Below are 24569 nucleotides of genomic sequence, written 5' to 3' on the forward strand. Positions count from 1 at the left end.
ATGTCCTACATCCTCGAAGCCTTGAAGAAGGCGCAAGCCGAACGCCAGCTGGGCGCCGCGCCCACCCTCCATGCCGCCACCCTGGCGGGCGCCACGGCCGCCCAGCGCGGCAGCGCCTGGAAAAAGCCGCTCATGATTGCCGTGCCTGCCATGGGCGCCGCCATCCTGGTGCTGCTGGGGCTGTTGTGGAAACAGTCGCAGACCGCGCCCGATGGCGCAGCCGCTCCGGCCGCCGCCGATGGCGCCCGGCTAGGCGCCGCGCCGCCGCCACGGCCGGCCTTGCCGCAGCAGCAGGCAGCCTTGCAGCAAACAGCGCAGCAGCAAGGGCTGCCGCAGCAGCCAACTTCGCAGCAGCCAACTTCGCAGGCGCCGCGGCAGCAGGCGGGGCTGGGGCAGGCTTTGCCGCCAGAGGCGCCGTCGCACGCCGCCACACCGCCGTCCGCCCAAGCCGCGCAATCGCTGCCGCCCGGCCAGGCTAGGCCCACCCAGGATGGCCCGGCGCGGTCCGCACGGCGCCAGGAGCAGCCGGCCGCCCCGTCCGCACGCACCACCGCCAGGGTGGAGCCTGCAAGGCCGGCCCCAGCCGCCCCTGAGGCCGCGCGCGCCGAGACCCCGTCCGCGAAGCCTTCCGCCAGCGACGACGCCGTGGTGCAAACGCTGCGCGACCTGCCCGAGCCGATACAGCGCGCCATCCCCGCCATCACCATGGGCGGCTATATCTACTCCAAAAACCCGGCCGACCGCCTGTTGGTGATCGATAAGGTGCTGCGCCGCGAGGGCGAGGAACTGGCGCCCGGCTTCGTGCTGGAAAAGCTGCTGCCCAGGGAAGCGATTTTCAACTACAAGGGTTACCGCTACCGCGCTCCCTACTGAGCACTGGAGCACTGTCATCAGGCCGTCACGCGGCGCGTTTATGCTTTCCGGCATGGTTAACCATGTCAGGAAAGCAATCATGAAACACCTACGCCTGTTTCCGTTTGTGATAGCCGCCGCCTACTACCTCCCGCGCGCGGCCCACGCCGCCGAGTTGTCCGCCACCGCCCAGGGCGAGCCTGGCGGCTATGGCGTCATCCTGGCGGTGGCCGGCCTGATCTCCCTGGCCGTGCGCCGCCGCCGCAACGAACGCTTCAAGATGGCTTCCGAACTGTGACCGCAGGGCGCTCGGTTTTGCCATGTTGCTGCGTATAATGGGGCAACATCAGTGGCAAGAGAGGCACAGCAATGCATAGAGCAAGTCCCGCCCAGGCGCGTCCGGTCCTGGGCGTCGTCGGTTACTCCGGCAGCGGCAAGACCACCTTGCTGGAATACCTGATCACCCGGCTGGCGGCCAGTGGCCTGACCGTCAACGTCATCAAGCACAGCCATCACGACCTGGAACTGGAACCGCCGCGCAAGGATAGCGCGCGTTTCCGCAGCGCCGGCGCGGCCGAGGTCATGGTGGCCTCGCCCTACCGCTACGCCATCGCCCGGGAATTGCGCGGCGCTCCCGAGCCGACCCTGGACGAGCAACTGGCGCGCCTGTCGCCGGCCGACCTGACGCTGCTGGAAGGCTTCAAATCTTTTCCTATCGATAAACTGGAAGTCTACCGTCCCTCGGCCGACCGTCCGCCGCTATACCCCACCGATCCGCACATACAAGCGGTCGCGTCCGACCGCAGCCGCCCCGATGACTTGCCTGAAGGCATGGCCTGGCTGGATTTGAATACACCGGAAGCCGTGCTGGACTGGATACTGGCCTGGCTGGAAAAAAATCCGAAAAAAAGTGCGGGGCAGGGCTAAAGTTCCGCGCTGGATCGCCGTAAATGAGGTGATACCCGTTAATGGAGGTCCACATGGACGTTTCCAGCGTCGCCCAGCTTTCCACCACCATGGCAGATACCGGCAACAAGCAGGCGGTGGGCATTGCCGTGCAAAAACGCGCCCAGGACATCCAGGCGTCCAGCGCCTCGGCCCTGATCGAAGCGATACCGCCGGTACCGAATCTGCCTTCCCACCTCGGCAATACCATCAATACCAAGGCTTGATTGCCGGCTTGCTTCTCCTTGCTGTCGATACCCAGCAGTTGCTGGTAAGCTAGCAGCTGTGGTGTGCACGTCGCGCACCGTCATCATCTGCAAGGAGACATCCATGAATCGCAACGCCCTGCTGGCCGCCGCCCTGGCCACCGTCTGCGCCGCTGGCGCCACCACTGCCGCCCACGCCGCCGACGACAAGGAAAAATGCTACGGCGTCGCCAAGGCCGGCACCAACGACTGCGCCACCGGCGCCCACAGCTGCTCCGGCCAGGCCAAGACCGACAACGCTCCGGACGAATGGAAAATGGTGGCCAAGGGCACCTGCCAGAAAATGGGCGGCAAGACCACCCCGCCGGCCAAGTAAGCGATGGATGCAGGGAGCCCGGGGGCCGCTGACGCCGCAGGCGGCAGGGCCGGCGATGCTTTTGGCGCTGGCGTCGGGCTGCGGGCTCCCCATTACCGGCAATTCCTGGCCTCCCGGCCGCGCGTGGCGTGGCTGGAGGTGCACAGCGAGAATTACCTCGACCTGGCGGGCCGGGATTTCCACGTGCTGCAGGAGCTGCGCCGCGACTATCCGGTCAGCCTGCATGGGGTGGGCCTGGGGCTGGGATCGGCGCGCGGCTTTGCGCGCGAGCACCTGGAGCGGGTCAGGGCGCTGGTGCGGGCGCTGCAGCCGGCGCTGGTGTCCGAGCACCTGTGCTGGGGCGCGGTCGATGGCCGCCAGCTGAACGACCTGCTGCCGCTGACCCTGGACCGCGCCGCCCTCGACCTGATGTGCCGGCGCGTGGCGCTGGTGCAGGATGTGCTGGGGCGCCAGATCCTGGTCGAAAATGTCTCTACTTATGTGCGCTTCCAGGCCGACGCCATGGGCGAAGCCGAGTTCCTGGCCGAGCTGGCCGCGCGCACCGGCTGCGGCGTGCTGCTCGATATTAACAACCTGTACGTCAACCAGTGCAACCATGGCGAGGACGCCCTGGCCGCCATCGCCGCCATACGTCCCGGCATGGTGGGCGAGATGCACCTGGCCGGTCACCTGGTCACGCCCGAGGCGGTAATCGACGACCATGGCAGCGCGGTGGCGCCTGCCGTGTGGGCGCTGTACCGCGCCGCGCTGGCGCGTTTCGGCCCCGTGCCCACGCTGGTCGAGTGGGATACCGATGTCCCTGCGCTGGACGTGCTGCTGGCCGAGGCCGGCAAGGCGCAGCAGCTGCTGGACGCCGCCGCTGTGCCTCCGCCCGCAGGGGCCGAACCGCCCGCTGCGCACACCCTGGCGCACGCGCAGCAGCAGTATGCGGCCACAGTGCCGCCGCTGCCCGCGCCGCCGGCCGCAGATGCTTTGGCGCAGGAGCAGCAGCAGTTTGCCGCCGGCCTGCTCGATCCGGCGCTGGCCGCGCCCGCCCTGGCTCGGCTGAAGGGCGAGCATACAGGCCATCGCTACGCCCTGTATCGCGGCAACCTGACCGCCAACTGGGACAAGGCGCTGTCGGCAGCGTATCCGGTGATACGCATGCTGGTGGGCGAGGAATTCTTCACGGCGCTGGCGCGCGCCTACGGCCGCGCCCATCCGTCCGATAGCGGCGACCTGAACCGGTTTGGCGCGCGGTTCCCCGCCTTCCTGCGCGGCTTCCCCCATGTGGCCGAACTGCCCTACCTGCCCGACATGGCGCGTCTGGAGTGGGCCCTGCACCGCGCCCATTACGCCCCGGCGGCGCCGGCCTTGACAGCGCAGCGCCTGGCCGCCATCCCGCCCGGGGCGCTGGAGCTGGCCAGCCCGCAACTGCAGCCGTCCTGCACCCTGTTTGCTTCCGAACTGGCCATCGTCGCGCTGTGGCAGGCGCACCAGCCGGACGGTCCCGCCTTCCCGGACGAGATGGCGCAGCCCTGCCACGGCCTGGTGCTGCGGCCGCAGTGGCAGGTGCAGTTGCGGCCGCTGGCGCCGGCCGCCCACGCCGCGCTGTCGGTGCTGGCGGATGGCGGCAATCTCGGCGCGGCCCTGGACGCGGCCTGCGCCGTGGATGGGCAATTCGATGTGGCCCATCACTTGCAGCAGTGGCTGGAGTGGCAAATCCTGCAGGATTTCAATACACGATAGTGGGTGCAAAACACGGCCCGATGCGGGAGCGACCTGGGCGCCGCCCTTGCCTATACTGGGTTTTTCATTCAGTGGGGAGGGATCGCGATGAAGGCATTATCCGGTTTGGTGTTGAGTTTGCTCTTGGTGCAGGGGGCGCAGGCCGCGCCGCCAGCCATGCAGTCCGCCAGCAAGCTCAGTTTCGGCGAGGCGAACACCCTGTTCGTGGCCGACTGGAAGGGCGCCCGCATCTACGCGCTGGCGCTGCCGGCGCCCGCCAGCCCGGCTGGCAAGCCCTTTAATCTGTCCGACGTGCAGGGGCCCATCGCCAAGGCCCTGGGCGTGGCGCCGGCCGCGCTGCGCTTCGAGGACCTGGCGGTGCAGCCCGGCAGCGAGCTTGCCTACGTGGCGCTGACCGTGCGCGACGCCAAGGGGCGCGGCAAGCCGGCCATCGTCAGCATCGATGCAGCCGGCAAGGTCAGGCGGCTCGATGTGGGCAAGGCCGCCAGCTCGGTCACTATCACGGACGCGCCCAGCGCCGACGTCAGCTTCTGGCGCGACCTGCCGCAGCAGACCCTGACCGTCACCGACATGCGCTATTACCAGAACAAGCTGTACGTGGCGGGCCTGTCCAACCGCAGCTTCGCCTCCACCCTGCGCGTGTACGATTACCCGTTCAACGGCAAGTCCAGCGCCACCACGGTGGAGATGTACCACCCGGTGCACAACCAGGTCGAAACCCGCGCGCCCATCCGCAGCATGGCCGTGATGGACATAGGCGGCGAGCCCACTCTGGTGGCGGCCTACACCTGCACGCCGCTGGTTACCATCCCGCTCAAGGACTTGAAGGATGGCGCGCACATCGTGGCCCGCACGGTCGGTGAACTGGGCTGGGGCAGCGCCCCCAACGGCCTGGTGAGCTTCAAGGTGGGCGATGCGGACTATGCCCTGCTGGTCAACTCCAGCCGTTCGGCCGACCTGCTGAGCGCCGCCGACCTGGCCGCTGCCGCCGCCGCGCCCGGCCTGGACCGTCCCATCAAGTGGCCGGACCAGCCCTATCTGGGCGTGAAGGCCACCATGGCGCCCATGTCGGCCGTGATGCGCATCGATAACCTCAATCCGCAGCTGCTGCTGGCGCTGCGCCGCTCGGACGCCGGCGGCGAGATGCAGCTGGTGTCCATCCCCAAGGGCGGCTACTTGCGCCTGAGCGACTTTGTCAACGAGTACGACTTCCCCGACTATCGCTATCCGGCCGGCGATACCTTCCGCGATTTCCACCAATATGCGCGCACCATCGAAGGCTATCCTGAACTGGCGCGCTAGGACGGCGTTGCTGGCGCTGGTCCTGGGGCCGGGGGCGGCCTGGTCCGGCGCCAGCGTCACGCCGTCCGGGGCGGAGGTGCCGGAAAACCTGTTGCGCATCGAACTGCGTTTCGCGCAACCGTTGGCCGCGCCCCTGGACATGGCCCATGTCGCGCTGCTGGACGGCGCCGGCCAGCCGCTGCAGGGCGCATTCCTCGACCTGCCGCTGCCCGGCGCTGATGGCAACAGCGTCGCGCTGCTGCTGCATCCGGGCCGCATCAAGAGCGGCGTCGGTCCCAACCTGGCGCTGGGACCGGCGCTGCGCAGCGGCGCCACGGTCACCCTGCGCATAGACGATCCGCAGCTGGCGCAACCGTTGGAACGGCGCTGGCGGGTGACGGATCCGCTGCGCAGCCGCATCGATCCCGCGCAGTGGCAGGTGCGGGCGCCGGCCAGTGGCGGGCGGCAGCCGCTGCGCGTCCTGCTGCCGGCTGCCCTGGACGGCGCGGCGGCCCAGGACATCGCCGTGCAGGGACCGGACGGACGGCGGCTGCGCGGCGTGGCGGCGCTGGTGGACGGCGAACGGGAATGGCGTTTCACGCCGGCGCGGGCGTGGCGGCGCGGCGCCTATCTGCTGCGCATCCATCCCAGGCTGGAGGACCCGCAGGGCAACCGCCTGTGCGCGGCGTTCGAGGAGCCGGACCAGAGCGCCCGGCATTGCGAGGAAGGCCGTCGCGCCTTCGTGCTGGAGTAACAACCCTTTGCAGCATGGCTAAGGCTTCGCCGCGGCGCCATGCCGTGCTTATGACCAGATCAAGAAGAGGGCGGGGGGGTGCGGAAGGCGCGCATGACCAGCGCTTCGCCGGTCAGGTCGTTGTGCAGCTTGCTGGCCCTGGCGGTCAGTTCCATCATGCGTTCCAGCTGCTCGTCTTCGAAGCGGGCCAGTTCCTCGACTGCCGTCTGTAGGGCCGCGGCCAGCTTGGCGCGCGCCGCCTGGTAGTGGGAACCCTGATACTGGCCGGTGTTCTTGAGCAGCTCTTCGGCGTTCTCTATCACCTGGCGCAAATCGCCTATCAATCGTTCCTGGGTCTGGATATTGCGTTGCGGGCCGCTCATGGCCTTCCCCTCGGGGTAGTATTGCTCAAACGATGATGCTGACTATAGCCCAACGGCGGCGGACGCCGTTTTGCGCCCGCGCAAAGGCGGGCCGCTCAGCCGTCCACACTGATGCGGATATCGCCCACGCTGACCTGCTGGCCGGCGCGGATCTTGGCGGTCTTGCGCAATTCCTGCTTGCCATCCACCTTGACCGCGCCGCTGGCCACCAATACCTTGCCTGCGCCGCCGCTGTCGACCAGCCCGACCAGCTTGAGCAGCTGGTTGAGTTCGACAAACTCCCCGTTCAGTTCAAAACTTACTTTCTGCATTTTATCCTCTGTTGCCTAGACGTGAAGGCGAGTTTGCCCGCCCACCGGGTAGTGTAGCGGCATTCCGACAAGTGCGCTGGAAACCATTGTCCACGGTGATTTCTCATTGCTGTCTAGAAAAAAAATTGTTAATCTGGGTTCACTGCTGAAAATTGTGGCAGCGTTCGTTTTCTGGTGAGTTGCAAGATGAAGAAGTCCACGTTGGTCGCCATGTGTTGCCCGCTTGCCGGGATGGCGGGCGCTTATGCGGCCGAAACGGGCCGCCAGCCGGCCGTGGCCGTCAGTGCGCAGGAGGATTCCACCTTCGTCTATACGGCCGACGGCGCGCCGGCCCTGGTGCGGCGCGACAGCAGCGCGATCAGCCTGTACATGGGGCATGGCTCGCGCTTCAAGCTGGGCTCGGCCTCTTACAGCGGCAACGAGGAATGGCTGGAACCCATGGTCAAACAGCGCAGCAAGCGCTACCTCAGCAGTGCGGAATTCGAACAGAAAGTGGGGCGCGCGGTCGGCAGCCTGACGGTCGGCATGCTGCGCGAAAAGGGCGCCACCGCCGGCAGCCAGCAGACCCAGCTGATGGCCCTGAGCGCCCGCTCCACCACCACCTTCACCTCGGCCTCGGCCGGCTATGCGCTGACGCCGGAAACCCGCTTCATGGCCACCGCCTCCTACGGCAAGACCGAGGGACTGGGCGGCGGCGACAGCCTGATCGCGCAAATGACGTCGGTGCGCACGGCGGCCTACAGCGCCGGCGTGTCCACCATCAATGTGCTCAATACGCAGGACCGCCTGGGCCTGACCTTTGCCATTCCCGCCAAGGTGCGTTCGGCCAGCGAGATCGGCAATCCGGGCCGCCTGATCGGCGCCATCCTGCCGGACGGGCGCCAGATCAACCTGCGCCCGACCGCCACCGAGCGCGACGTCGAACTATCCTATTCCACCCTGTTCGGCAAGAGCGGACGGGTGGGCAAGGTGACTGGCGCCGTCATGTGGCGGGTCAACCCCGGCCACGACGCCAGCGCCCCGCCGGACTGGCTGATGGGTGTGCGCTATTCAAAAGGTTTTTAAGCTTAACCCTTGGCGCCCGGCCTGGTCATGTCCAGCGGTACGATCCACTGCCCGAACTGCTCGGCCGTCACATAGCCCAGCGCCAGCGCCGCTTCCTGCAGCGTGGTCCCTTCGTGCTGCGCCTTCTTGGCAATCTGCGCCGCCTTGTCGTAGCCGATGTGCGGCGCCAGCGCCGTTACCAGCATCAGCGAGCGCTGCATCAGTTCCGCGATGCGGCCGTGGTTGGGTTCTATGCCGCGCGCGCAGTGTTCTTCGAAGCTCAGCATGCCGTCCGCCAGCAGGCGCGCGCTTTGCAGGAAGTTGTGGGCGATCAGCGGCTTGAACACGTTCAGCTCGAAGTTGCCGGAAGCGCCCCCGATGTTGATGGCAACGTCGTTGCCCATCACCTGGGCGCCCAGCATGGTGACCGCTTCGCACTGGGTGGGATTGACCTTGCCCGGCATGATGGAACTGCCCGGCTCGTTTTCCGGGATGGTGATCTCGCCCAGGCCGGAACGCGGTCCGGACGCCATCCAGCGCACGTCGTTGGCGATCTTGACCAGCGCCGCCGCCAGGGTTTTCAGGGCGCCGTGGGCCGACAGCAGGGCGTCATGCCCGGCCAGGGCGGCGAACTTGTTGTCGGCGCTGCGGAACGGCAGGCCCAGGGCTTTTTCCAGCTCGGCGGCGATGCGGGTCGCGTATTCCGGATGGGCGTTGAGGCCGGTGCCGACGGCGGTGCCGCCAGCCGCCAGCTGCTGCACGCCGGGCAGGGCCGAGGTGATGGCGTGCTCGGCGAAGTCCAGGTGGGCCACATAACCCGAGAATTCCTGGCCCAGGGTCAGCGGGGTGGCGTCCTGCAGGTGGGTGCGGCCTATCTTGACGATGCCGGCAAAGGCCTCGGCCTTGGCCTGCAGGGTGGCGCGCAGCTGGCGCAGGGCCGGCAGCACGCGCCCGGACAGGGCCTGGGCCGCCGCCACGTGGATGGCGGTGGGGAAGATGTCGTTCGAGGACTGGCCCTTGTTGACGTCGTCATTGGGGTGCAGCAGGCGCGCTTCGCCGCGCACGCCGCCCATGAGCTCGGAGCCACGGTTGGCCAGCACCTCGTTCATGTTCATGTTGGACTGGGTGCCGGAGCCGGTCTGCCACACGGCCAGCGGGAATTCGTTGGGATGCTTGCCCGCCAGGACCTCGTCGGCGGCCTGGATGATGGCCACGGCCTTGGGGCCGTCCAGCAGGCCCAGGCTGAGGTTGACATGCGCTGCGGCGCGCTTGACGCTGGCCAGGGCGTAGATCAGTTCCGGCGGCATGCGTTCGGTCGAGATATGGAAGTGGTGCAGGGAACGCTGGGTCTGCGCGCCCCACAGCTGTTCGGCGGGCACCTCGATAGGACCAAAACTGTCTTGCTCGGTTCTGCTGCTCATTTGGTAATCCCTTCGTGAAGAATGGAAGAATAGTGTAGCGCAGCGGGGAAAAATTAACCGAGGGCTACAAAATCCCGGATTTCAGCCGTTATAGTATTCACCTTTCCAAACTGCATCATTCGGACATGCCGCTGCCACGCCTGATCATTTCCAGCACCGTTGCCAGCACTGCCGCGCTGGCCCTGCTGCTTGCCGCAGCCGGCCAGGCGGCCGAGCTGGGCGACGTGCAGCCGCGCTCCTACATCGGGCAGCCGCTGGCGGCCGATATCGAGCTGGTGCAGGTGGCGCCGGACGAGCTGGCCACGCTGCAGGCGCGGCTGGCCCAGCCGGATGTGTTCCGTGGCGCCAGCATCAGCATGCATCCGGCCCTGGCCGGGGCCCGCTTCACGGTGCAGCGGCGCGACCAGAAGCTGTTCCTGCACGTGAGCACCCAGCAGCCCATCAATGCCGAGTATGTGCACCTGTTCATCGAGCTGGGCGGACCGGCGCGGCATGAGGTGAGGGCGGCCACGGTGTGGCTGCAGAAGGATCCGAATCCGGCGCCGCCACCGGCGCCGCCAGCGCAGGTGGCGGCGGCTCCCGCAGCCGAAGCGCCCGCCGGACCATCCGAGGCCGCGCTGCTGGCGGCCAGGTTGCGGGCGGGACAGCCCGCGCCCGCCGCAGCACGCCAGGCCGCCGCGCCAGCATCGGCCCCGGCGCCCACGCCTGCTGCACCGGAACGGCCCAGCCGCGCTCCCGCGCCGCTGCCGGCGGATACAGAAACCGGGCGCGCCGTGCCCGGCCAGCAGACCTTGCTAGCCACGCGCCGGGCCGAGGCCGCCGCCGCCCGCGCCGCTGGCGGACATGCACCAACCGCGCCAACGGCAGCCGCGCAGGCGGGGGCTGGGCTAGCCACCGGCTCCAGCCTTGCCCAGCCTGCTGCCCGGGCTGGCGCGCCGGCTCCGACGCCTGCCGAGGTGCACGCGCATGGGGCGGGGGGCAACGCCGTGCCGCTGCCGGTGGCGCAGGCGCTGCTGCCGTTGTCGCCCTTGCCGTTGCCACCCGCCGCCAAGCGCCAGGCCGCGCCCGCCGCCTGCACGCCCAAGGCCGCCATGACGGCCAAGGAATGCCAGGCGCTGGACAGCCATGGACAGGTGCTGACCAGCAAACTCGCCGAACTGGAAGGAAAGCTGCAACGCCTGCAGTCGCAACTGGGGTCGAGCGGGGCGCCGCAAGCCGCCGCGGGCGCCGCAGCCTCAGCCGCCGCACCCACATCCGCTGCAGCGGCTGCGCCAGTGCATGCGGCTGGGACTGCTGCGTCCAAGGCTGCCACGGCGCCGGCCCACGCGCCCGCTCCGGCTGCGGCACACGGATCGGCCTCGGCATCGGCATCGACCAGCGAAGCCAAGGCGGCCGAGGTGGTTGCCGCCGGAGCGCCGCACGGGACTGGGCAGGAAACTCAGGATAAGGGCAAGGACGGCCACGAGACGCTATCGGCTGGCGCTGCCGCCCACGGCGCGGCAGCGGAAACAACGGAGGGCATCCATGGGGAGGCGCCAGCCACAGCAGCCGCCGGCGAGGCGGCGGCGTCGCCCAAACCGACCATGCGGGTATTACCAAAACTGAAATACAATAAGGAAAAGCACGAGAAGCCACCCGAAACCGGTCTGGGCGCAGCGGCCTGGACCGGGATCGCGGCGGGCGTGCTGGCGCTGGCGGGCGGCGGCTTCTATTTGTGGCGCAAGAAGCGCTCTGGCAAATCCAGCGATCCCTTGAAAATCTGGCAAGGCTGGCGCAAGAAAAAGCCCGTCGTGGTGGATCCTGGCGAAGATTTCCAGCCTGTGCTGCAGCCGGAAACACAGGGGTAAGGCCCAGGCATAAAAATGCAGACATAAAAAAAGCGCCTCACCGGAGGCGCTCTCATTTTGCGGCAGCGCAGCTTACTGCGCCAGGCCGGGCACCTGGTTCAGCCATGGTTCGGTCACGTCGCGGATGGCGCGGTCGTTGGCCAGGATTTGCTTGAGCAGGGCTATCTTGCGCTGGCGCGCTTCGCCGGCCAGGGCTGCCACGCCGCTGTCGGTGGCGCGTGCCGCCACGGCGCACTGGCCTTCCAGCCGGCCCAGGCGCTCGAAGTCGCCGCCGCGCGCGGCCGCAGCCATTTGCGTGCTCAGGCCGGCAATATTTTCGTACATGGCGAGGACTTCGGTGGCGTTCATGAGCGTACCTTGAAAAGTGGATGGATTACCGCTTGTCTGGATTTACGTCATGAACTCGGCAAACTTTAGGGCTGTCTTGAAAAAAATCCGATTTTTTTGGGCCCAGCCATAAAAAAAGCCGCTATTGCTAGCGGCTGGCCGGGGAACCTTGTATTTTTTACTTCACCAGCTCTTCCAGGCCGGCGCTCAGTTCATCGGGCGGCGGCATGTCGTCGGTCAGGGCGCCCTCGTCCAGGCCCAGTGCCTCGGCCAGGTCGGCCGGGTAGCAGGCCGCGATTTCTTCTTCGCTCAGCTTGTTCTGTTCGACGCGGGCGCGCCACGCGGCCAGGTGGACCACGGCGGCCAGGCGGTTCAGCTCGCCATTCTTGCGCGGTTCGGGGAAGGCGGCGATGGTGTCCTGGAAGGCCGTCGGGAATTTCCAGCGCTTGGCCAGCTCTGCGCCGACGTCGGCGTAGGTGAAGCCCAGCGAGGCCTGTTCGGCGTCCAGGCGGCGCGGGTCCAGCGGGCCGGTCACCTTGTCCAGTGCCATGGCCTGCTCGGCGGCGGCCGAGTGGATGACCAGCTGGCCGATGGCGTGCATCATGCCGATGGTGAAGGCCAGGTCGGTGTTTTCCCTGGTTTTCTTGGCGATCCATTTCGCGGACACGGCGGCGTGCAGGCTGTAGCGCCAGAATTGTTTCAGGTCCAGTCCGGGCACGGTCTTGAAGCCGCTCACCAGGCCCGAGCTGATCACCAGCGTGCGCACGGTGACAAAGCCCAGCATCAGCACGGCGTCTTCGACGGTGCCGATGCTGCGCGAGACATGGTAATAGGCCGAGTTGGCCAGGCGCAGCAGCTTGGCGCTCAGCACGGGATCGGTGGACAGTTTCTTGGCGATCTCCTCGGTGGAGACGCTGGCCTTGTCAAAACTGCTGATGAGTTCTTCAACAACTTTGGGCGCGGTCGGCAACGCAGTGGGATTCTGGAAGAGGGCTTCAAGCTTCATTGGGTTCTCCTTGTGGATGTGCGCGTTGCTATGGGCTAACTATATAGCGATTCCTCTCGGGGCAGAAGGGTTTTGATGCTCAAATGTATTTTTTCACGACAGAGATGTCACACTCCGCAAAGTCACGGATGTGTTTGGCGGCGCACAGATCAGCCGGCGAGGCAGGCCTATAGTGAAGTCCATGCACACAGCAATACCGCTGTTTGCCTTTCACCCCAAAAGGAGTTCATCATGAACAAGGATCAAGTCAAAGGTAAAGCCAAGGATATCGCCGGTAAAGTGCAAGAGGAAGCCGGCAAGCTGGTCGGCAGCTCGGAACAGCAAGCCAAGGGCCTGAACAAGCAGGCTGAAGGCAAGCTGCAAAAAGGCTTTGGCGACGCCAAGGAAGCCGTCAAGGATCTGGGCAACCGCAACTAAGCGCAACCAAGCTGCCTTGCCCTGAGTTCAAAACAGCCGCTCGCAGCGGCTGTTTTGCGTTATGCTCGGCGGAATGCATTTCCCCGACCTGGACCTCAACCTGCTGCCCATTTTCGACGCCGTCATGCGCGAGCAGAACCTGACGCGCGCCGCCGGACGGCTGTCCTTGCGCCAGCCCACCATCACGCTCGCGCTCAAGCGCCTGCGCGAGATGCTGGGCGATGAACTGCTGATACGCACCTCGCACGGCGTGCGTCCCACCGCCCGCGCCGAGGAGCTGTGGCCGGCCGTGCAGCTGGCGCTATCGAGCCTGGAATCGGTGATCGCGGCCGATTATCCGGAGGTGGAACCGGATCCCGACACGGTGCGCCTGATGGTGTCCGATTCCATGGCCTCCTTCCTGCTGCCCGACCTGATGGCGCAGATCCAGGAACACCAGCCCGGCTTGAAGCTGGTGGTCAGCCCCCTCATCACGCGCGACCCGCGCAAGCTGCTGCGCCAGAACCAGATCGATATCGCCATCGGCGTATTCCCCGAAGCCGTGGCCGATCTGGACGCGCCCGCTGCGCCCGCCACGCCGCTGCGTCACCAGTGCCTGTACCAGGGCGAGTTGATCTGCATGATGCGCAAGGACCATCCGCTGGCGCGCGGCGAGCTGACCCTGGACGATTATTGCGCCGCGCAGCATGTGCAAATCAGCCTGTCCGGCCGCACCTACTGGACACCTGACGATGTGCTGGAAAGCCTGGGCCGCACGCGCAAGGTGGCGCTGACGGTGAACCAGTTCGTGACGGCGCCGCGGGTGGTGGCCAAGTCGGATTTGCTGTCGCTGGTGCCGCGCGACCTGATCGCCCAGGCCGGCATGACGGAGGTATTGGTGGGCAAGGCGCCGCCGTTCCCCATGCCGGGGCTGCGGGCGGACATGCTGTGGCACGAGCGCGATGCGCGCGCGCCACGGCAGCAGTGGCTGCGCGGGACGCTGGCCGCGATGCAGCCAGCGTCATACGACTGAAGCTTACTGCTCAGGTTTCAAGTTCTTTTTAAAGAAGGCTTCGATATTCCCGTACACATGGCGCTGCGAGGTGCGGCCCGAGATGCCGTGCTTGGCGCCGGGGTAGGTCATCAGCTCGAAGTGCACATTGCGCTTGACCAGCGCGTCTATCATGCGCGTGGTGTTCGTGAACAGCACATTGTCGTCGGCCATGCCGTGCATCAGCAGCAGCGGCGAGGTCAGGCCGTCGATGTGGGCGTACACGCCGCTGTCCGTGTAGCCGGCCGCGTTTTCCTTCGGCGTGCCCATGAACTGCTCGGTGTAGTGGGTGTCGTACAGGGTCCAGTCGGTGACCGGCGCCACCGACACACCCATCGCGATCTTGTCGGACGCCGCCGCCAGCAGGCGCAGGGTCATGTAGCCGCCGTAGCTCCAGCCGAACACGCCGATGCGCCTGGCGTCCACGAAGCTTTGCTGGCCCAGCCACTCGATGCCGGTCAGCTGGTCCTCGATCTCCACCTTGCCCAGCTGGTGGTAATTGGCGTCGGTGAAGGCGCGCTCGCGGCGGAAGGAGCCGCGGTTATCCAGGCGGAATACGACAAAGCCCTGCTGCGCCATGTACTGGTCGAACAGGTTGCCCCATTTGCGCGACACGTGCTGCGAATGCGGGCCGCCGTAGGTGGACAGGTAGACCGGGTATTTTTTCGAGGCCACGAAGCCGCTGGGCTTGACGATGGAGTAGTACAGGGTCTGGCCATCCCTGGCCTTCAGGGTGCCGTATTCGGTGCGCAGGTGGGCGCCCTTGTAGGGCGCGTAGGGATGGTCCTGGTCCAGCGCATTGTGTTCCAGCCAGCTGATCATGGCGCCGTCCGGGCGGCGGATGCTGACCTGCGGCGGCGTATCGGGATCCGAATACGTATCGACGAACACTTCGCCGTTGCGGGCAAAGGCGGAATCGTGCCAGCCGTCCTCCCTGGTGATGCGCTGCGGCTTGTCGGCCGTGCCGCCGTCCAGTTTCAGGACGTAGGTCTGGCGGTCGATCACGGCGTCGCGGTTGGAGGCGACGAACACACGGCCGGCTTTTTCATCCACGGCCAGCAGGCTGTCTATGCCCCATTCGCCGCTGGAGATGGGGTGCAGCAGCTTGCCGTTCATGTCGTACAAGTACAAATGCTTGCGGCCGCTGCGCTCGGACGGCCAGATGAAGCCCTTGCCGTTGGCGAGGAAGCGCAGGTCGTCGAAGATGCTGACCCAGGTCGGCGAGGTTTCCGTGATCAGCACGCGCTGGGCCAGGGTGGCGGCATCGACCGACACCAGCTCCAGTTTTTTCTGGTCGCGGCTCTGGCGCTGGAACAGCAGGGCCTTGGCGTCGGCGCTCCAGTCGGCGCGCACCAGGTAGATATCCTTCTCGGCGCCCAGGTCGACGTCGCGGGTGGCGCCGGTGGCGGGCGAGACGATCTTCAGCTGCACCAGCACGTTGGGATCGCCGGCGGCCGGATAGCGCTGCTCGACCACGTCGGTGCGGTCGGCGAAGATCTCGAAGCGGCGAACCACCGGCACCGGCGCTTCGTCATAGCGCTTGTAGGCGATGGCGGAATCGTCGGGAGCCCAGTAGTAGCCGGTGGTCTGGCCCATTTCTTCCTGCGCCACGAATTCGGCTTCGCCGTTGTGGATGGTGCCGGCGCCGTCGCGGGTCAGCTGGATTTCCTTGCCGCTGGCCAGTTCGATCACGTACAGGTTCTGGTCGCGTACGAAGGACAGGTATTTGCCCTTGGGCGAAATCTTCGGGTCCAGCACATTGCCGCTGGCGACCTTGCGGGCCTGGTCGGGCGTGGCCACATCCACCAAATACAAATCGCCGGCGATGGGCACCAGCAGCTGTTTGCCGTCCGGCGACCAGCTGTAAGTCAGGATGCCTTTCAGGCTGGCCGTGCGTGCGCGTTCGCGGCGCGCCTGCTCGGCGGCCGACAACTGCTCATTGGGCGCCAGGCGCTGCGAATCGACCAGGCGGCGCGTGCTCTTGTCTTTCAGGTTGTATTCCCACAGGTCGAGCTGGAATTGGTTGTCGGGACGGCTGCGCAGGAAAGTCACGCGGGCGCCGTCCGGCGACACCTTGAGGTTGCGTACGCCCGGACCGCTCAGCGCCGGGTCGGCGTGGATGCGGTCCAGGGTCAATTTTGCCGCCGCTGCGGGCGCGCTCGCGGTAACGCCGGCCATCATGGCGAGGAAGCAGAAGATAAAACGCATGGGGTTTCTTCCAGGTTGGTGGTAAAAATCGCTGGGCAAGACGATACCAGAGTACGCCGGGGAAAACGAGACGGCCGCATATGGTTGTTGCGGCCGAATACCGTGTTTAGTTTGCCACGCCCGCCATCGCCTCGCGCACGCGGCGCAGCGACAGCCGGTGCAGGGCCCAGCTGAGCAGCACGGCCGCTATGGCCAGGCCCAGCACCAGGGCGATCCAGAAGCCGTCGGCCTGCATCGGTTGCGCCGGGCCGAACGGCAGCCAGTCCGGCGCCAGGCCCAGGATGCAGCCCAGCGGCAGGGCGCAGCCCCAGAACGCCAGCAGCTGGATCTGCATGGGCGCGCGCGTGACCTTGTAGCCGCGTATCGCACTGGAGGTGGCGACCTGGGTGGCGTCCGACAGCTGGAACACGGCGGCATACAGCAGCAGGTGGGCGCACAGCGCGCGCACTTCGGGATCGGTGGTGTAGGCGGCCGCGATCTGGTGGCGGAACACGGCGATCAGCACGGCCGACCCCACCGCGAACAGCAGCGACATGCCGACGCCGATCCAGGACGCGAAGCGCGCCCGCGCCGGCTGGCCCTCGCCCATGGCCTGGCCCACGCGCGTGATCAGCCCAATGCCAAAGCTGAGCGGCACCATGAACACCAGGGCCGAGAAATTCAGCGCGATCTGGTGCGCCGACACCTGCACCGCGCCGAAACGCGCGATCAGCAGGCTGACGGCGCCGAAGGCGCTCACTTCGGCGAAGTAGGTCACGCCGATCGGCAGTCCCAGGCGCAGCATGGGCTTGATCTCGGCCCAGCTAGGGCCTTCCCAGTGCCTGAACGGATAGGTCGCGCGGTAGGCCGGGGCCCAGCGTATCCAGGCGATCATGGCGAACAGCATCAGCCACATGCATAGCCCGGTGGCCACCGCGCAGCCCACCCCGCCCAGCGCCGGCAGGCCCCAGTGGCCGAAGATGAACAGCCAGTTGACCAGCACATTGAAGGCCAGTCCCAGCAGGGCGATCACCATCACCGGCTTGGTTTCGTTGATGCTGGTGCTGTAGCCGTACAGCGCGCGGTAGGCGGCGAACGGCGGCATGCCGATGCTGATGATGTGGACGAACAGCGCGGCCTGGGCGTGCACGTGCGGCGTCAGCGACAGGTAATCGAACAGCAGCACGCACAGGTTGGTGGCCAGCGCCGCCAGCAGGCCCACGCCCAGCGCCTTCCATAGCGACTGGCGCACCGCGTGCGGGATGCGTCCCAGCTCGCCGGCGCCGACGTCGTGCGCCACGATGCTGTTAATCGCCATCATGATGCCGTTGACCGTGACCAGGATGATGGACCACACCGAGGTGCCCAGCGCCACCGCCGCCAGCTCGTCGGCGCTGGCGTGGCCGGTCATGGCCACGTCGGCCACGCCCATGCCGATGGTGGCCAGCTGGCCGACCAGCACCGGCCAGGCCAGGCGCCACAGGGCGGCGGCTTCGATGCGGATGTGGGGCAGGGTGAAGGTGGTGCTCATGAGGGGCGCAAAGCGTCGATTTTACTGTGAACGGGCTTTATTCGTTGCAATTGGTTGCAATTATGTGTAGTCGGCGCTATAACGCTGAGCGTTAATGGTTCAATCGCAACTTTCTCCCGCAACCTTGCCCCTTGAATATCATGAAAAAAATCCTATCTACTGCCGTGTTCCTGGGCGCCGCCCTGATCGGCCTGGCGGCGCAGGCTGGTGAAATCGTGCTGTACACGCATGCCAATTTCGGCGGCCCGTCGGTGGTCATTCACGGCACCGAGCCGGATTTGAATCGCCTCGGTTTCAACGACCGCACCTCCAGCGTGATCGTGCAGTCGGGGACGTGGGAGGTATGCGAGCACGCCAATTTCGGCGGCCAGTGCCGCATCCTGCAGCGCGGCGAATACCCGGTGCTCGATGGCTTCAACGACGTGATGTCGTCAGTGCGCGAGGTGCAGGAGCGCGGGCCGGGGCGCGGACCTGGCGGCTATGACCGCGATGACAGGGACGGCCGCGGCGGGCGGGGTGGCTGGAACGGCGGCGGCCGCGACCGCGATGATATCGTGCTGTTTGCGCGCGCCGATTTCGGCGGGCGCCGGGTAGCGTTGGACCATGACGCCCGCACCCTGGACAATTATGATTTCAACGATGCGGCAGGCTCCATCGTCATCAACGAAGGCGTGTGGGAACTGTGCGAACATGCGGACTTCCGTGGCCGCTGCGTGACCCTGCGTCCGGGCCGCTACGACCACCTGGATTACTTGAACAACCGGATTTCGTCGCTGCGCCGGGTGCGCTGAGCGGCGTCCTCAAACGCGCGCAGACCTCCGCCGCTTTGGGGGTAGACTGGCGGAGGCGGCGACAGCGAGGATACTGACTGTGGAATACAAGGACTACTACGCAACCCTGGGCGTCAAGAAAACAGCCACCGACGACGAGATCAAGAAGGCGTACCGCAAGCTGGTGCGCAAATACCATCCCGACGTCAGCAAGGAACCGGACGCGCAAAAGAAAACCCAGGAGCTGAACGAGGCCTACGGCGTGTTGGGCGACGCCGAGAAACGCGCCGCCTACGACGACCTGGGACGGGGCGGCCAGCAGTTCCGCGCTGGCCAGGAGTTCCGCCCGCCGCCGGGCTGGGGCCAGGGCTTCGGGGCCGGTGGCGCTGGTGGTGCGGCCGGCGCCAACCCGTTCGGCGACATGGGCGGCAGCGACTTCTTCTCCGACCTGTTCGCCAACCTGGGCGGCGGACGCCGGCGCGGGCCCGCCAAGGGCGAGGACAGCCACGCCAGCATCACCATCGACGTGGCCGATACCTATGCCGGCGCGATCCGCAGCGTCAGCCTGCACGTGGCCGAGCGCGACGCCCAGGACCGCATCGTCACGCGTCCGCGCAACCTGAGCATCACCATACCGCGCGGCGTCACGGCCGGGCAGCAGCTGCGCCTGGCGGGACAGGGCCAGCCTGGGGCGGCGGGTCCCGGCGACCTGTACCTGGAAATCCAGTTCAAGCCTGATCCGCGCTATCGCGTCGACGGCCGCGATGTGTACCAGAACGTGCCGGTGGCGCCGTGGGAACTGGCGCTGGGCGGCGAGATCGAGGTGCAGACCCCGTCCGGCAAGGTGACGGTGACGGTGCCGCCCGGTTCGCAGAACGGCCGCAAGCTGCGCCTGCGCGGGCGCGGCATTCCGGCGGCCGGCTCGGCCACGGCCGGCGACCTGTATCTGCTGCTGGAGGTAGTGCTTCCGCCCGCCACCAGCGCCAAGGCACGCGAACTGTATCAAGCGATGGCGCGCGATCTGGCCTTCAATCCGCGCGCGGGAGGATAAGCAATGGTGGACACGCATTTGGTGGCCGTCCCGGTGGACGAGGCGGCGCTGACCCTGGAAGAACTTGCGCGCGCCTGCGCCGTGGAGCCGGACTGGGTGGTGCAGCGGGTGCGCACCGGCATCCTGCTGGACGGCGCGCCCGAGGACAGCGGCTATTGGCGCTTCACCAGCGTCGACCTGGTGCGGGCGCGCCGCCTGTGCCAGGTGGAGCGCGACTTCGAGGCCAATGACGACGTGGCCGCGCTGGTGGTGGACCTGTCGGAGGAAATCCGCCGCCTGCGCCGCAAGCTCAGCGCCGCTGGAGTGAAATAGGTGCAACCGGCGTAGGGGCAGCCGGCGCCGGGGCGGCGTGCTTGCGGGCAACCTGCGCAGGCGCGGCTGAAGCTGGAGCAGCCGACGCAGGCGTGGCCGACGCTGGCGCGCCGTGCGCGGCCTCGGACGCCGCTGCCTTCCTGCGGCGCGGCGCGGGGTCGGCCAGCATGCCGTAAGGATGTGCCGGTGCCTCCTCCGGCGGCGGGCGGCGCTCGACCGGCGGCGCGGCGTCCGCGTGCTGCTGGTGCAGCGCCAGGATCTGGCGCATCAGCCACTGTCCGGCCGGTCCCGGTTCATCGTCGCCGCGGTGGATCACGTACAGCGGGAAGCTGAACGACTGCCCCTCGTGGATATCGAGCTGCACCAGGCGGCCGGCCTCGATGTCGTCGCGCACCAGCTCGATCGGCATATTGCCCCATCCTATGCCGCTGCGCAGCAGGTTGTGCTTGGAACTCAGATCGCCCAGGCGCCAGTCGCGCAGGGCCAGCACGCCGAAGTCCTGGCCCCGGGTCAGCTTGCTGCGGTCGGTCAGCACGAGCTGGGTGTGCTCGCGCAGCACGGCGCTGGGTATCCTGCCTTCGATCTGCGCCAGCGCATGCTGGGGCGAGGCCACCGGCACCATGGTGACAAAGCCGCAGGCCTGGCGTTCTATGGTATCGGGCGTGCCCGGCATCCAGCCGCTGATGCCGATGTGGCACACGCCCTCCATCACCAGTTCCGTCACGGCGCCCAGCGCCTCCATGCGCAGCCGCATGGAGACGGTGGGGAACTCGCGCTGGAAGGCATGCAGGATACGCACCAGGGTGCAGGCCGGGAACATCACATCCACCACCAGCGACACTTCGGCCTCCAGCCCGGTCGACAGGGCCTTGGCGCGCGAGCGCATGCTGTCCACCTTGAGCGAGATGGCGCGGGCGTCGGCCAGCAGGGCCTTGCCGGCCTCGGTCAGCACCGGCTTGCGTTTGCTGCGGTCCAGCAGTTCGACGTTGAGCTGCTCCTCCAGGTTGGCGACGGTGTAGCTGATGACGGACTGGGTGCGGTGCAGGGCGCGCGCCGCGTGGGCGAAGCCGCCGTGGTCTATCACTGCGATGAAGACCCGCAGCTGGTCGATGGTGGGGAGGCCGGGATCGCGCATGGTGGTTCTGATATCTAAAAAATCGATGCAATCTATAGAAATTCTCTGGATTCCATCGATACTAAACCCGTTCTATCATGCCTGCAATCCCTCTCCACTCCGAAAGGAAACAAGATCATGGCAAACGTACTCCACATCGATAGCAGCGTCCGCACCACCGGTTCCCTGTCGCGCCAGCTGGGCGCCGAATTCATCGCCAAATGGAAGGCCGCCAACCCGGCCGACACCATCATCACCCGCGACCTGGCCGCCAACCCGGTGCCGCACCTGACGGAGCAAAGCCTGGGCGCCTTCTTCACCCCGGCCGAACAGCGCAACGCCGAGCAGGCCTTCATCGCCAAGGCCTCGGACATCCTGGTGGACGAACTGTTCGCCGCCGACGTGATCGTGATCGGCGCCCCGATGTACAACTTCTCCATTACCTCGGGCCTGAAAGCCTGGATCGACCAGATCGCGCGCGCCGGCCGCACCTTCCAGTACACGGCCAACGGCCCGGAAGGCCTGCTGAAAGGTAAAAAAGTCTACGTGATCGCGGCCACCGGCGGCGTCTACAGCGAAGGCCCGTTTGCTCCTTACGACCACCTGACCACTTACCTGCGCGCGGTGCTGGGCTTCATCGGCCTGACCGACGTCACCTTCATCCGTGCCGAAGGCGTGGCCCTGGGCGAGGAAGCCGTGGCCAGCGCCCTGGCCAAGAGCCGCAGCGAGATCGAGCAAGCAGTCGCCGCGTAATTCCGCTCCCGCTCCACAAGAACACCCGGCCGCTGCTGCGGACCGGGTTTTTTCATTTAACGCGCACCGCGTCGAAAAACGCGCCTTCCCAGTCGAGAACCAGGTGGTCATGATCGCGCACGTAAACGTAGGCGCAACTCAGCTCGACGACTGTAACAGGATCGGGAAGGTGGAGGCGCTTGGCACTCGCATGGGCTTTCTCTCGCAGGTCTTGTTCCGGATCGACGCGTTCAGCCTGAAACCCTGGACTTGAACAGGTCCGAGTGCCAAGTTTCAGCTTTTCCGCGCTGACGGTCATGACCTTCCCGACCAGCCGCTTGGCCTCTCTTTCGTCAATGCACGATATCTCCGCGAAATCAAGGACTGAAACCAGTCTCCATCGTCCGATGACGCTACGGTCTTGGTAATCCTCGGCATGCGCCGCAGGCAGGGCAGAGACAGCGGCCATCGTGGTCGCGATCAGTAAGGTGCGCATGGCGGATCCTCAACGGTTACCGGCGGGTCTTGCCGCCGCTTGAACGGCGTGCTTTCCTCTGCCCGGCGCCCCAAGTGCAGTTACCTTTGTTTTTGCCCATGTCGTTGTAATACCGTAGCACTACTTTTTCACGCGATTGCATCTGGCTGCGTGCCTGAGGGCTCATTTGCATGCTTGCGTTACACGCGCGCGTAGTCGTGGCTTTGGCTTTGGGCTCCATAAGGTTCTCCGCTGGGTGGTAGTAGAGTATTAATTTAGCCATGGCGCATGGCTTCGGATTGATGTGGTGCAAGCTGTGTGAGCGTTGCCAGCTTGCTTTATCATGCAGGGATACCCGCACCGGAGCCACCACCATGACACGCAAGCTGCACCTGCTGGCCATCGATCCGCAGAACGATTTCTGCGACCTGCCGGCCGACTACCTGCCCATCGATCCCGCCAGCGGCCAGCCGCATGCGCCCGCGCTGCCGGTGCCGGGCGCGCACCAGGACATGCTGCGCCTGGCCGACCTGATCGAGCGCGGCGGCGCCGGGCTGGCCGCCATCAGCATCACCCTCGATTCCCATCACCGCTACGACATCGCCCATCCCACCTTCTGGCAGGACGCCGATGGCGGCCCGGTGGCGCCATTCACCGAGATTGCGGCGGCGGACGTCAGGGCCGGGCGCTGGCAGCCGCGCCAGCCGTCGGCCTTGCCGCGCGCGCTGGCCTACCTGGATGCGCTGGAAGCCGCCGGCCGCTACCGCCTGATGGTGTGGCCGGTGCACTGTGAAATCGGCAGCTGGGGCGCCAGTGTCCACCCGGCCGTGCGCGCCGCCTACAACCGCTGGGAGGAGCGCGCGCTGGGCGTGGCCGCCAAGGTATTGAAAGGGTCCAATCCCTGGACCGAGCATTATTCCGCCGTGCAGGCCGAGGTGCCGGATGCGCAGGACCCGGACAGTCAGCTCAACCGCAAGCTGATCGCCAGCCTGGCCGCGTCCGACCAGGTCTATATCGCGGGCGAGGCCGGCAGCCACTGCGTCAAGGCCACCACCGAGCATATCGTCGAGCACATCGGCGCCGAACATGTGGGCAAGCTGGTGCTGCTGACCGATTGCATCAGCCCGGTAGCCGGCTTCGAGGCAGCCTACCGCGATTTCCTCGGTGCGATGCAGGCGCACGGCGTGCGCCTGGCCCAGTCCGCGCAAGTGCTGGCCGAGCTGCAGGCCAATACCTGAGGCGCCGGACTGGCGTAAGATGCGGGCTTGAAGCAATTTGGAGACGACATGAATTCGCCCGTGGTACGCAGCCTGCTGGAAACCGACCTGTATAAATTCTCCATGTGGCAGGCCCTGCTGCATGGACATCCGAACGCCGCCGCCGAATACGAATTCGTGTGCCGCAACACGCCGCAATTCCCGCTGGCCGAACTCAAGGTCCAGGTCGAACGCGAGATCGACCACTTGTGCACCATGTCGTTTGCCGAGGACGAGCTGGAATACCTGCGCTCGCTACGCTACATCAAGAGCGATTTCGTCGATTTCCTGGCCCTGTTCCGCTTCCAGCGCAAGTTCATCGAGGTGCGCGTGGCGGGCGACAGCCTGAGCATTCACGCCGCCGGGCCGCAGGTACATGTGATGGCCTTCGAAATCTTTGTGCTGTACATCGTCAACGAGCTGTATTTCCGCCGGTTCGACCAGGCCGCCGCCCTGGCCGAGGGACGGCGCCGGCTGGAAGCCAAGATTGCCGCCCTGCGAGAATTCGGCCGCGAGCCGCGCTTGCGCCACCCATTCGAGTTTTCCGACTTCGGCCTGCGTCGGCGCTTTTCCGGAGTCTGGCACGACGAAGTGGTGCAGCGCCTGGCGGCCGAGGTGCCGCAGTATTTCAAGGGCACCTCCAATGTTTACCAGGCGCGCCAGATCGGCATGGTCCCGATCGGCACCATGGCGCATGAATACATGCAATCGTTCCAGGCCTTCGGCGTGCGCCTGCGCGATTTCCAGAAGGCGGCCCTGGAGGACTGGGTGCAGGAATACCGGGGCGACCTGGGCGTGGCCCTGACCGACGTGGTCGGCATGGACGCCTTCCTGGACGATTTCGACCTGTATTTCGCCAAGCTGTTCGACGGCCTGCGCCACGACTCGGGCGATCCCATCATCTGGGGCGAAAAGGCGCTGGCCCACTACGCCGCCCTGCGCATCGACGCCAACACCAAACGCCTGGTGTTTTCGGACGGCTTGAACCTGGAAAAAGCCTTCGAGCTCTACCGCCATTTCGCCAACCGCATCATGACCGGCTTCGGCATCGGCACCCACCTGACCAACGACATGGGCCTGACGCCGCTCAACATCGTCATGAAACTGGTGTGCTGCAACGGCCAGTCGGTGGCCAAACTGTCTGACTCACCAGGAAAAACTGTTTGCAAAGACGAAACTTTCCTTGCCTACCTGCGCCAAGTATTTCACCATCCTGCGCGCTAAAGCGCCCCGC

27 protein-coding genes are annotated in these 24569 nt (G+C 66.4%); 18 read left to right on the forward strand and 9 right to left on the reverse strand.

Translation table 11 applies throughout. The annotated features are described in order from the left end of the window. From ACLB1G_RS21560 to ACLB1G_RS21595, 8 genes are all read left to right on the forward strand, one after another. On the forward strand, window positions 1-873 hold the full coding sequence (locus ACLB1G_RS21560) for a general secretion pathway protein GspB (RefSeq protein ID WP_491629298.1): 873 nt from the start codon (window positions 1-3) through the stop codon (window positions 871-873). Window positions 874-952: 79 nt separating this feature from the next. Beyond that, a complete protein-coding gene (locus ACLB1G_RS21565) occupies window positions 953-1150 on the forward strand; it encodes a hypothetical protein (RefSeq protein WP_491629299.1) in 198 nt (65 codons plus the stop codon). 71 nt (window positions 1151-1221) lie between these two features. Next, window positions 1222-1779, forward strand: coding sequence for a molybdopterin-guanine dinucleotide biosynthesis protein B (mobB, locus tag ACLB1G_RS21570; protein ID WP_491629300.1), 558 nt, complete (start codon window positions 1222-1224; stop codon window positions 1777-1779). A 53-nt stretch (window positions 1780-1832) separates the two neighbouring features. After that, window positions 1833-2024, forward strand: a complete 192-nt coding sequence (locus ACLB1G_RS21575) for a YjfB family protein (RefSeq protein WP_491629301.1) — start codon at window positions 1833-1835, stop codon at window positions 2022-2024. Between the two features lie 103 nt (window positions 2025-2127). Then, a complete protein-coding gene (locus ACLB1G_RS21580) occupies window positions 2128-2379 on the forward strand; it encodes a BufA1 family periplasmic bufferin-type metallophore (protein WP_491629302.1) in 252 nt (83 codons plus the stop codon). A 3-nt stretch (window positions 2380-2382) separates the two neighbouring features. Further along, a complete protein-coding gene (gene bufB / locus ACLB1G_RS21585) occupies window positions 2383-4107 on the forward strand; it encodes an MNIO family bufferin maturase (protein ID WP_491629303.1) in 1725 nt (574 codons plus the stop codon). Between the two features lie 111 nt (window positions 4108-4218). Beyond that, a complete protein-coding gene (locus ACLB1G_RS21590) occupies window positions 4219-5409 on the forward strand; it encodes a hypothetical protein (protein ID WP_491629304.1) in 1191 nt (396 codons plus the stop codon). Continuing rightward, window positions 5369-6142, forward strand: coding sequence for a hypothetical protein (locus ACLB1G_RS21595; RefSeq protein WP_491629305.1), 774 nt, complete (start codon window positions 5369-5371; stop codon window positions 6140-6142). Before ACLB1G_RS21590 ends, ACLB1G_RS21595 begins: the two co-directional genes overlap by 41 nt. 59 nt (window positions 6143-6201) lie before the next feature. Here ACLB1G_RS21595 and ACLB1G_RS21600 read toward each other — a convergent pair whose 3' ends face one another. Together ACLB1G_RS21600 and ACLB1G_RS21605 are read right to left on the reverse strand one after the other, a co-directional pair. Beyond that, window positions 6202-6504, reverse strand: a complete 303-nt coding sequence (locus ACLB1G_RS21600; RefSeq protein ID WP_491629306.1) for a DUF883 family protein — start codon at window positions 6502-6504, stop codon at window positions 6202-6204. Between the two features lie 95 nt (window positions 6505-6599). Then, entirely contained in the window at window positions 6600-6815 is a 216-nt protein-coding gene (locus ACLB1G_RS21605) for an RNA-binding S4 domain-containing protein (protein WP_491629307.1), read from the reverse strand. Window positions 6816-7001: 186 nt separating this feature from the next. Between ACLB1G_RS21605 and ACLB1G_RS21610 the strand changes: the two genes are divergently transcribed. After that, window positions 7002-7880: a hypothetical protein gene (locus ACLB1G_RS21610; RefSeq protein ID WP_491629308.1), complete on the forward strand. Its 879-nt coding sequence runs from the start codon at window positions 7002-7004 to the stop codon at window positions 7878-7880. Window positions 7881-7882: 2 nt separating this feature from the next. Here ACLB1G_RS21610 and fumC read toward each other — a convergent pair whose 3' ends face one another. Continuing rightward, window positions 7883-9280 carry a class II fumarate hydratase gene (gene fumC, locus ACLB1G_RS21615; protein ID WP_491629309.1) on the reverse strand — a complete coding sequence of 466 codons (1398 nt, stop codon included), beginning with the start codon at window positions 9278-9280 and terminating at the stop codon, window positions 7883-7885. A gap of 125 nt (window positions 9281-9405) precedes the next feature. Between fumC and ACLB1G_RS21620 the strand changes: the two genes are divergently transcribed. Beyond that, window positions 9406-11127 (forward strand): FimV/HubP-related protein, encoded by a 1722-nt coding sequence (locus ACLB1G_RS21620; RefSeq protein WP_491629310.1) that lies wholly within the window; start codon window positions 9406-9408, stop codon window positions 11125-11127. Between the two features lie 72 nt (window positions 11128-11199). Here ACLB1G_RS21620 and ACLB1G_RS21625 read toward each other — a convergent pair whose 3' ends face one another. Together ACLB1G_RS21625 and ACLB1G_RS21630 are read right to left on the reverse strand one after the other, a co-directional pair. After that, complete coding sequence (locus tag ACLB1G_RS21625) at window positions 11200-11475, reverse strand: flagellar protein FliT (protein WP_491629311.1); 276 nt, start codon at window positions 11473-11475, stop codon at window positions 11200-11202. Between the two features lie 157 nt (window positions 11476-11632). Further along, window positions 11633-12460 (reverse strand): HDOD domain-containing protein, encoded by an 828-nt coding sequence (locus tag ACLB1G_RS21630; protein WP_491629312.1) that lies wholly within the window; start codon window positions 12458-12460, stop codon window positions 11633-11635. A gap of 231 nt (window positions 12461-12691) precedes the next feature. Between ACLB1G_RS21630 and ACLB1G_RS21635 the strand changes: the two genes are divergently transcribed. Together ACLB1G_RS21635 and ACLB1G_RS21640 are read left to right on the forward strand one after the other, a co-directional pair. Beyond that, window positions 12692-12877, forward strand: a complete 186-nt coding sequence (locus ACLB1G_RS21635; protein ID WP_491629313.1) for a CsbD family protein — start codon at window positions 12692-12694, stop codon at window positions 12875-12877. Window positions 12878-12950: 73 nt separating this feature from the next. Then, on the forward strand, window positions 12951-13889 hold the full coding sequence (locus tag ACLB1G_RS21640; RefSeq protein WP_491629314.1) for a LysR family transcriptional regulator: 939 nt from the start codon (window positions 12951-12953) through the stop codon (window positions 13887-13889). A 3-nt stretch (window positions 13890-13892) separates the two neighbouring features. Here the strand turns inward: ACLB1G_RS21640 and ACLB1G_RS21645 are convergent, their stop codons facing one another. After that, window positions 13893-16115 carry a S9 family peptidase gene (locus ACLB1G_RS21645; RefSeq protein ID WP_491629315.1) on the reverse strand — a complete coding sequence of 741 codons (2223 nt, stop codon included), beginning with the start codon at window positions 16113-16115 and terminating at the stop codon, window positions 13893-13895. A gap of 106 nt (window positions 16116-16221) precedes the next feature. Further along, complete coding sequence (locus ACLB1G_RS21650) at window positions 16222-17625, reverse strand: MATE family efflux transporter (protein ID WP_491629316.1); 1404 nt, start codon at window positions 17623-17625, stop codon at window positions 16222-16224. A 140-nt stretch (window positions 17626-17765) separates the two neighbouring features. On the opposite strand from ACLB1G_RS21650, the gene ACLB1G_RS21655 reads away from it, so the two are divergent. The 3 genes from ACLB1G_RS21655 to ACLB1G_RS21665 all read left to right on the forward strand — a co-directional run bounded on the left by ACLB1G_RS21655 (window position 17766) and on the right by ACLB1G_RS21665 (window position 19758). Continuing rightward, window positions 17766-18416 (forward strand): beta/gamma crystallin family protein, encoded by a 651-nt coding sequence (locus ACLB1G_RS21655; protein ID WP_491629317.1) that lies wholly within the window; start codon window positions 17766-17768, stop codon window positions 18414-18416. 79 nt (window positions 18417-18495) lie between these two features. After that, the gene (locus ACLB1G_RS21660) at window positions 18496-19446 is read left to right on the forward strand and encodes a DnaJ C-terminal domain-containing protein (RefSeq protein WP_491629318.1); all 951 of its coding nucleotides are present in this window, start codon (window positions 18496-18498) and stop codon (window positions 19444-19446) included. 3 nt (window positions 19447-19449) lie between these two features. After that, entirely contained in the window at window positions 19450-19758 is a 309-nt protein-coding gene (locus ACLB1G_RS21665) for a chaperone modulator CbpM (RefSeq protein ID WP_491629319.1), read from the forward strand. Here ACLB1G_RS21665 and ACLB1G_RS21670 read toward each other — a convergent pair. Continuing rightward, the gene (locus ACLB1G_RS21670; protein WP_491629320.1) at window positions 19736-20893 is read right to left on the reverse strand and encodes a LysR family transcriptional regulator; all 1158 of its coding nucleotides are present in this window, start codon (window positions 20891-20893) and stop codon (window positions 19736-19738) included. The genes ACLB1G_RS21665 and ACLB1G_RS21670 overlap by 23 nt on opposite strands. A 117-nt stretch (window positions 20894-21010) precedes the next feature. Between ACLB1G_RS21670 and ACLB1G_RS21675 the strand changes: the two genes are divergently transcribed. Then, a complete protein-coding gene (locus ACLB1G_RS21675) occupies window positions 21011-21625 on the forward strand; it encodes an FMN-dependent NADH-azoreductase (RefSeq protein ID WP_491629321.1) in 615 nt (204 codons plus the stop codon). Between the two features lie 52 nt (window positions 21626-21677). On the opposite strand, the gene ACLB1G_RS21680 is transcribed toward ACLB1G_RS21675, so the two are convergent. After that, window positions 21678-22100, reverse strand: a complete 423-nt coding sequence (locus tag ACLB1G_RS21680; protein WP_491629322.1) for a hypothetical protein — start codon at window positions 22098-22100, stop codon at window positions 21678-21680. A gap of 353 nt (window positions 22101-22453) precedes the next feature. On the opposite strand from ACLB1G_RS21680, the gene ACLB1G_RS21685 reads away from it, so the two are divergent. Both ACLB1G_RS21685 and pncB read left to right on the forward strand, forming a co-directional pair. Beyond that, complete coding sequence (locus tag ACLB1G_RS21685) at window positions 22454-23317, forward strand: cysteine hydrolase family protein (protein WP_491629323.1); 864 nt, start codon at window positions 22454-22456, stop codon at window positions 23315-23317. 48 nt (window positions 23318-23365) lie between these two features. Further along, a complete protein-coding gene (gene pncB / locus ACLB1G_RS21690) occupies window positions 23366-24559 on the forward strand; it encodes a nicotinate phosphoribosyltransferase (RefSeq protein WP_491629324.1) in 1194 nt (397 codons plus the stop codon). Window positions 24560-24569: the final 10 nt, after the last annotated feature.

It is taken from the genome of Duganella kummerowiae (genome assembly GCF_053572355.1).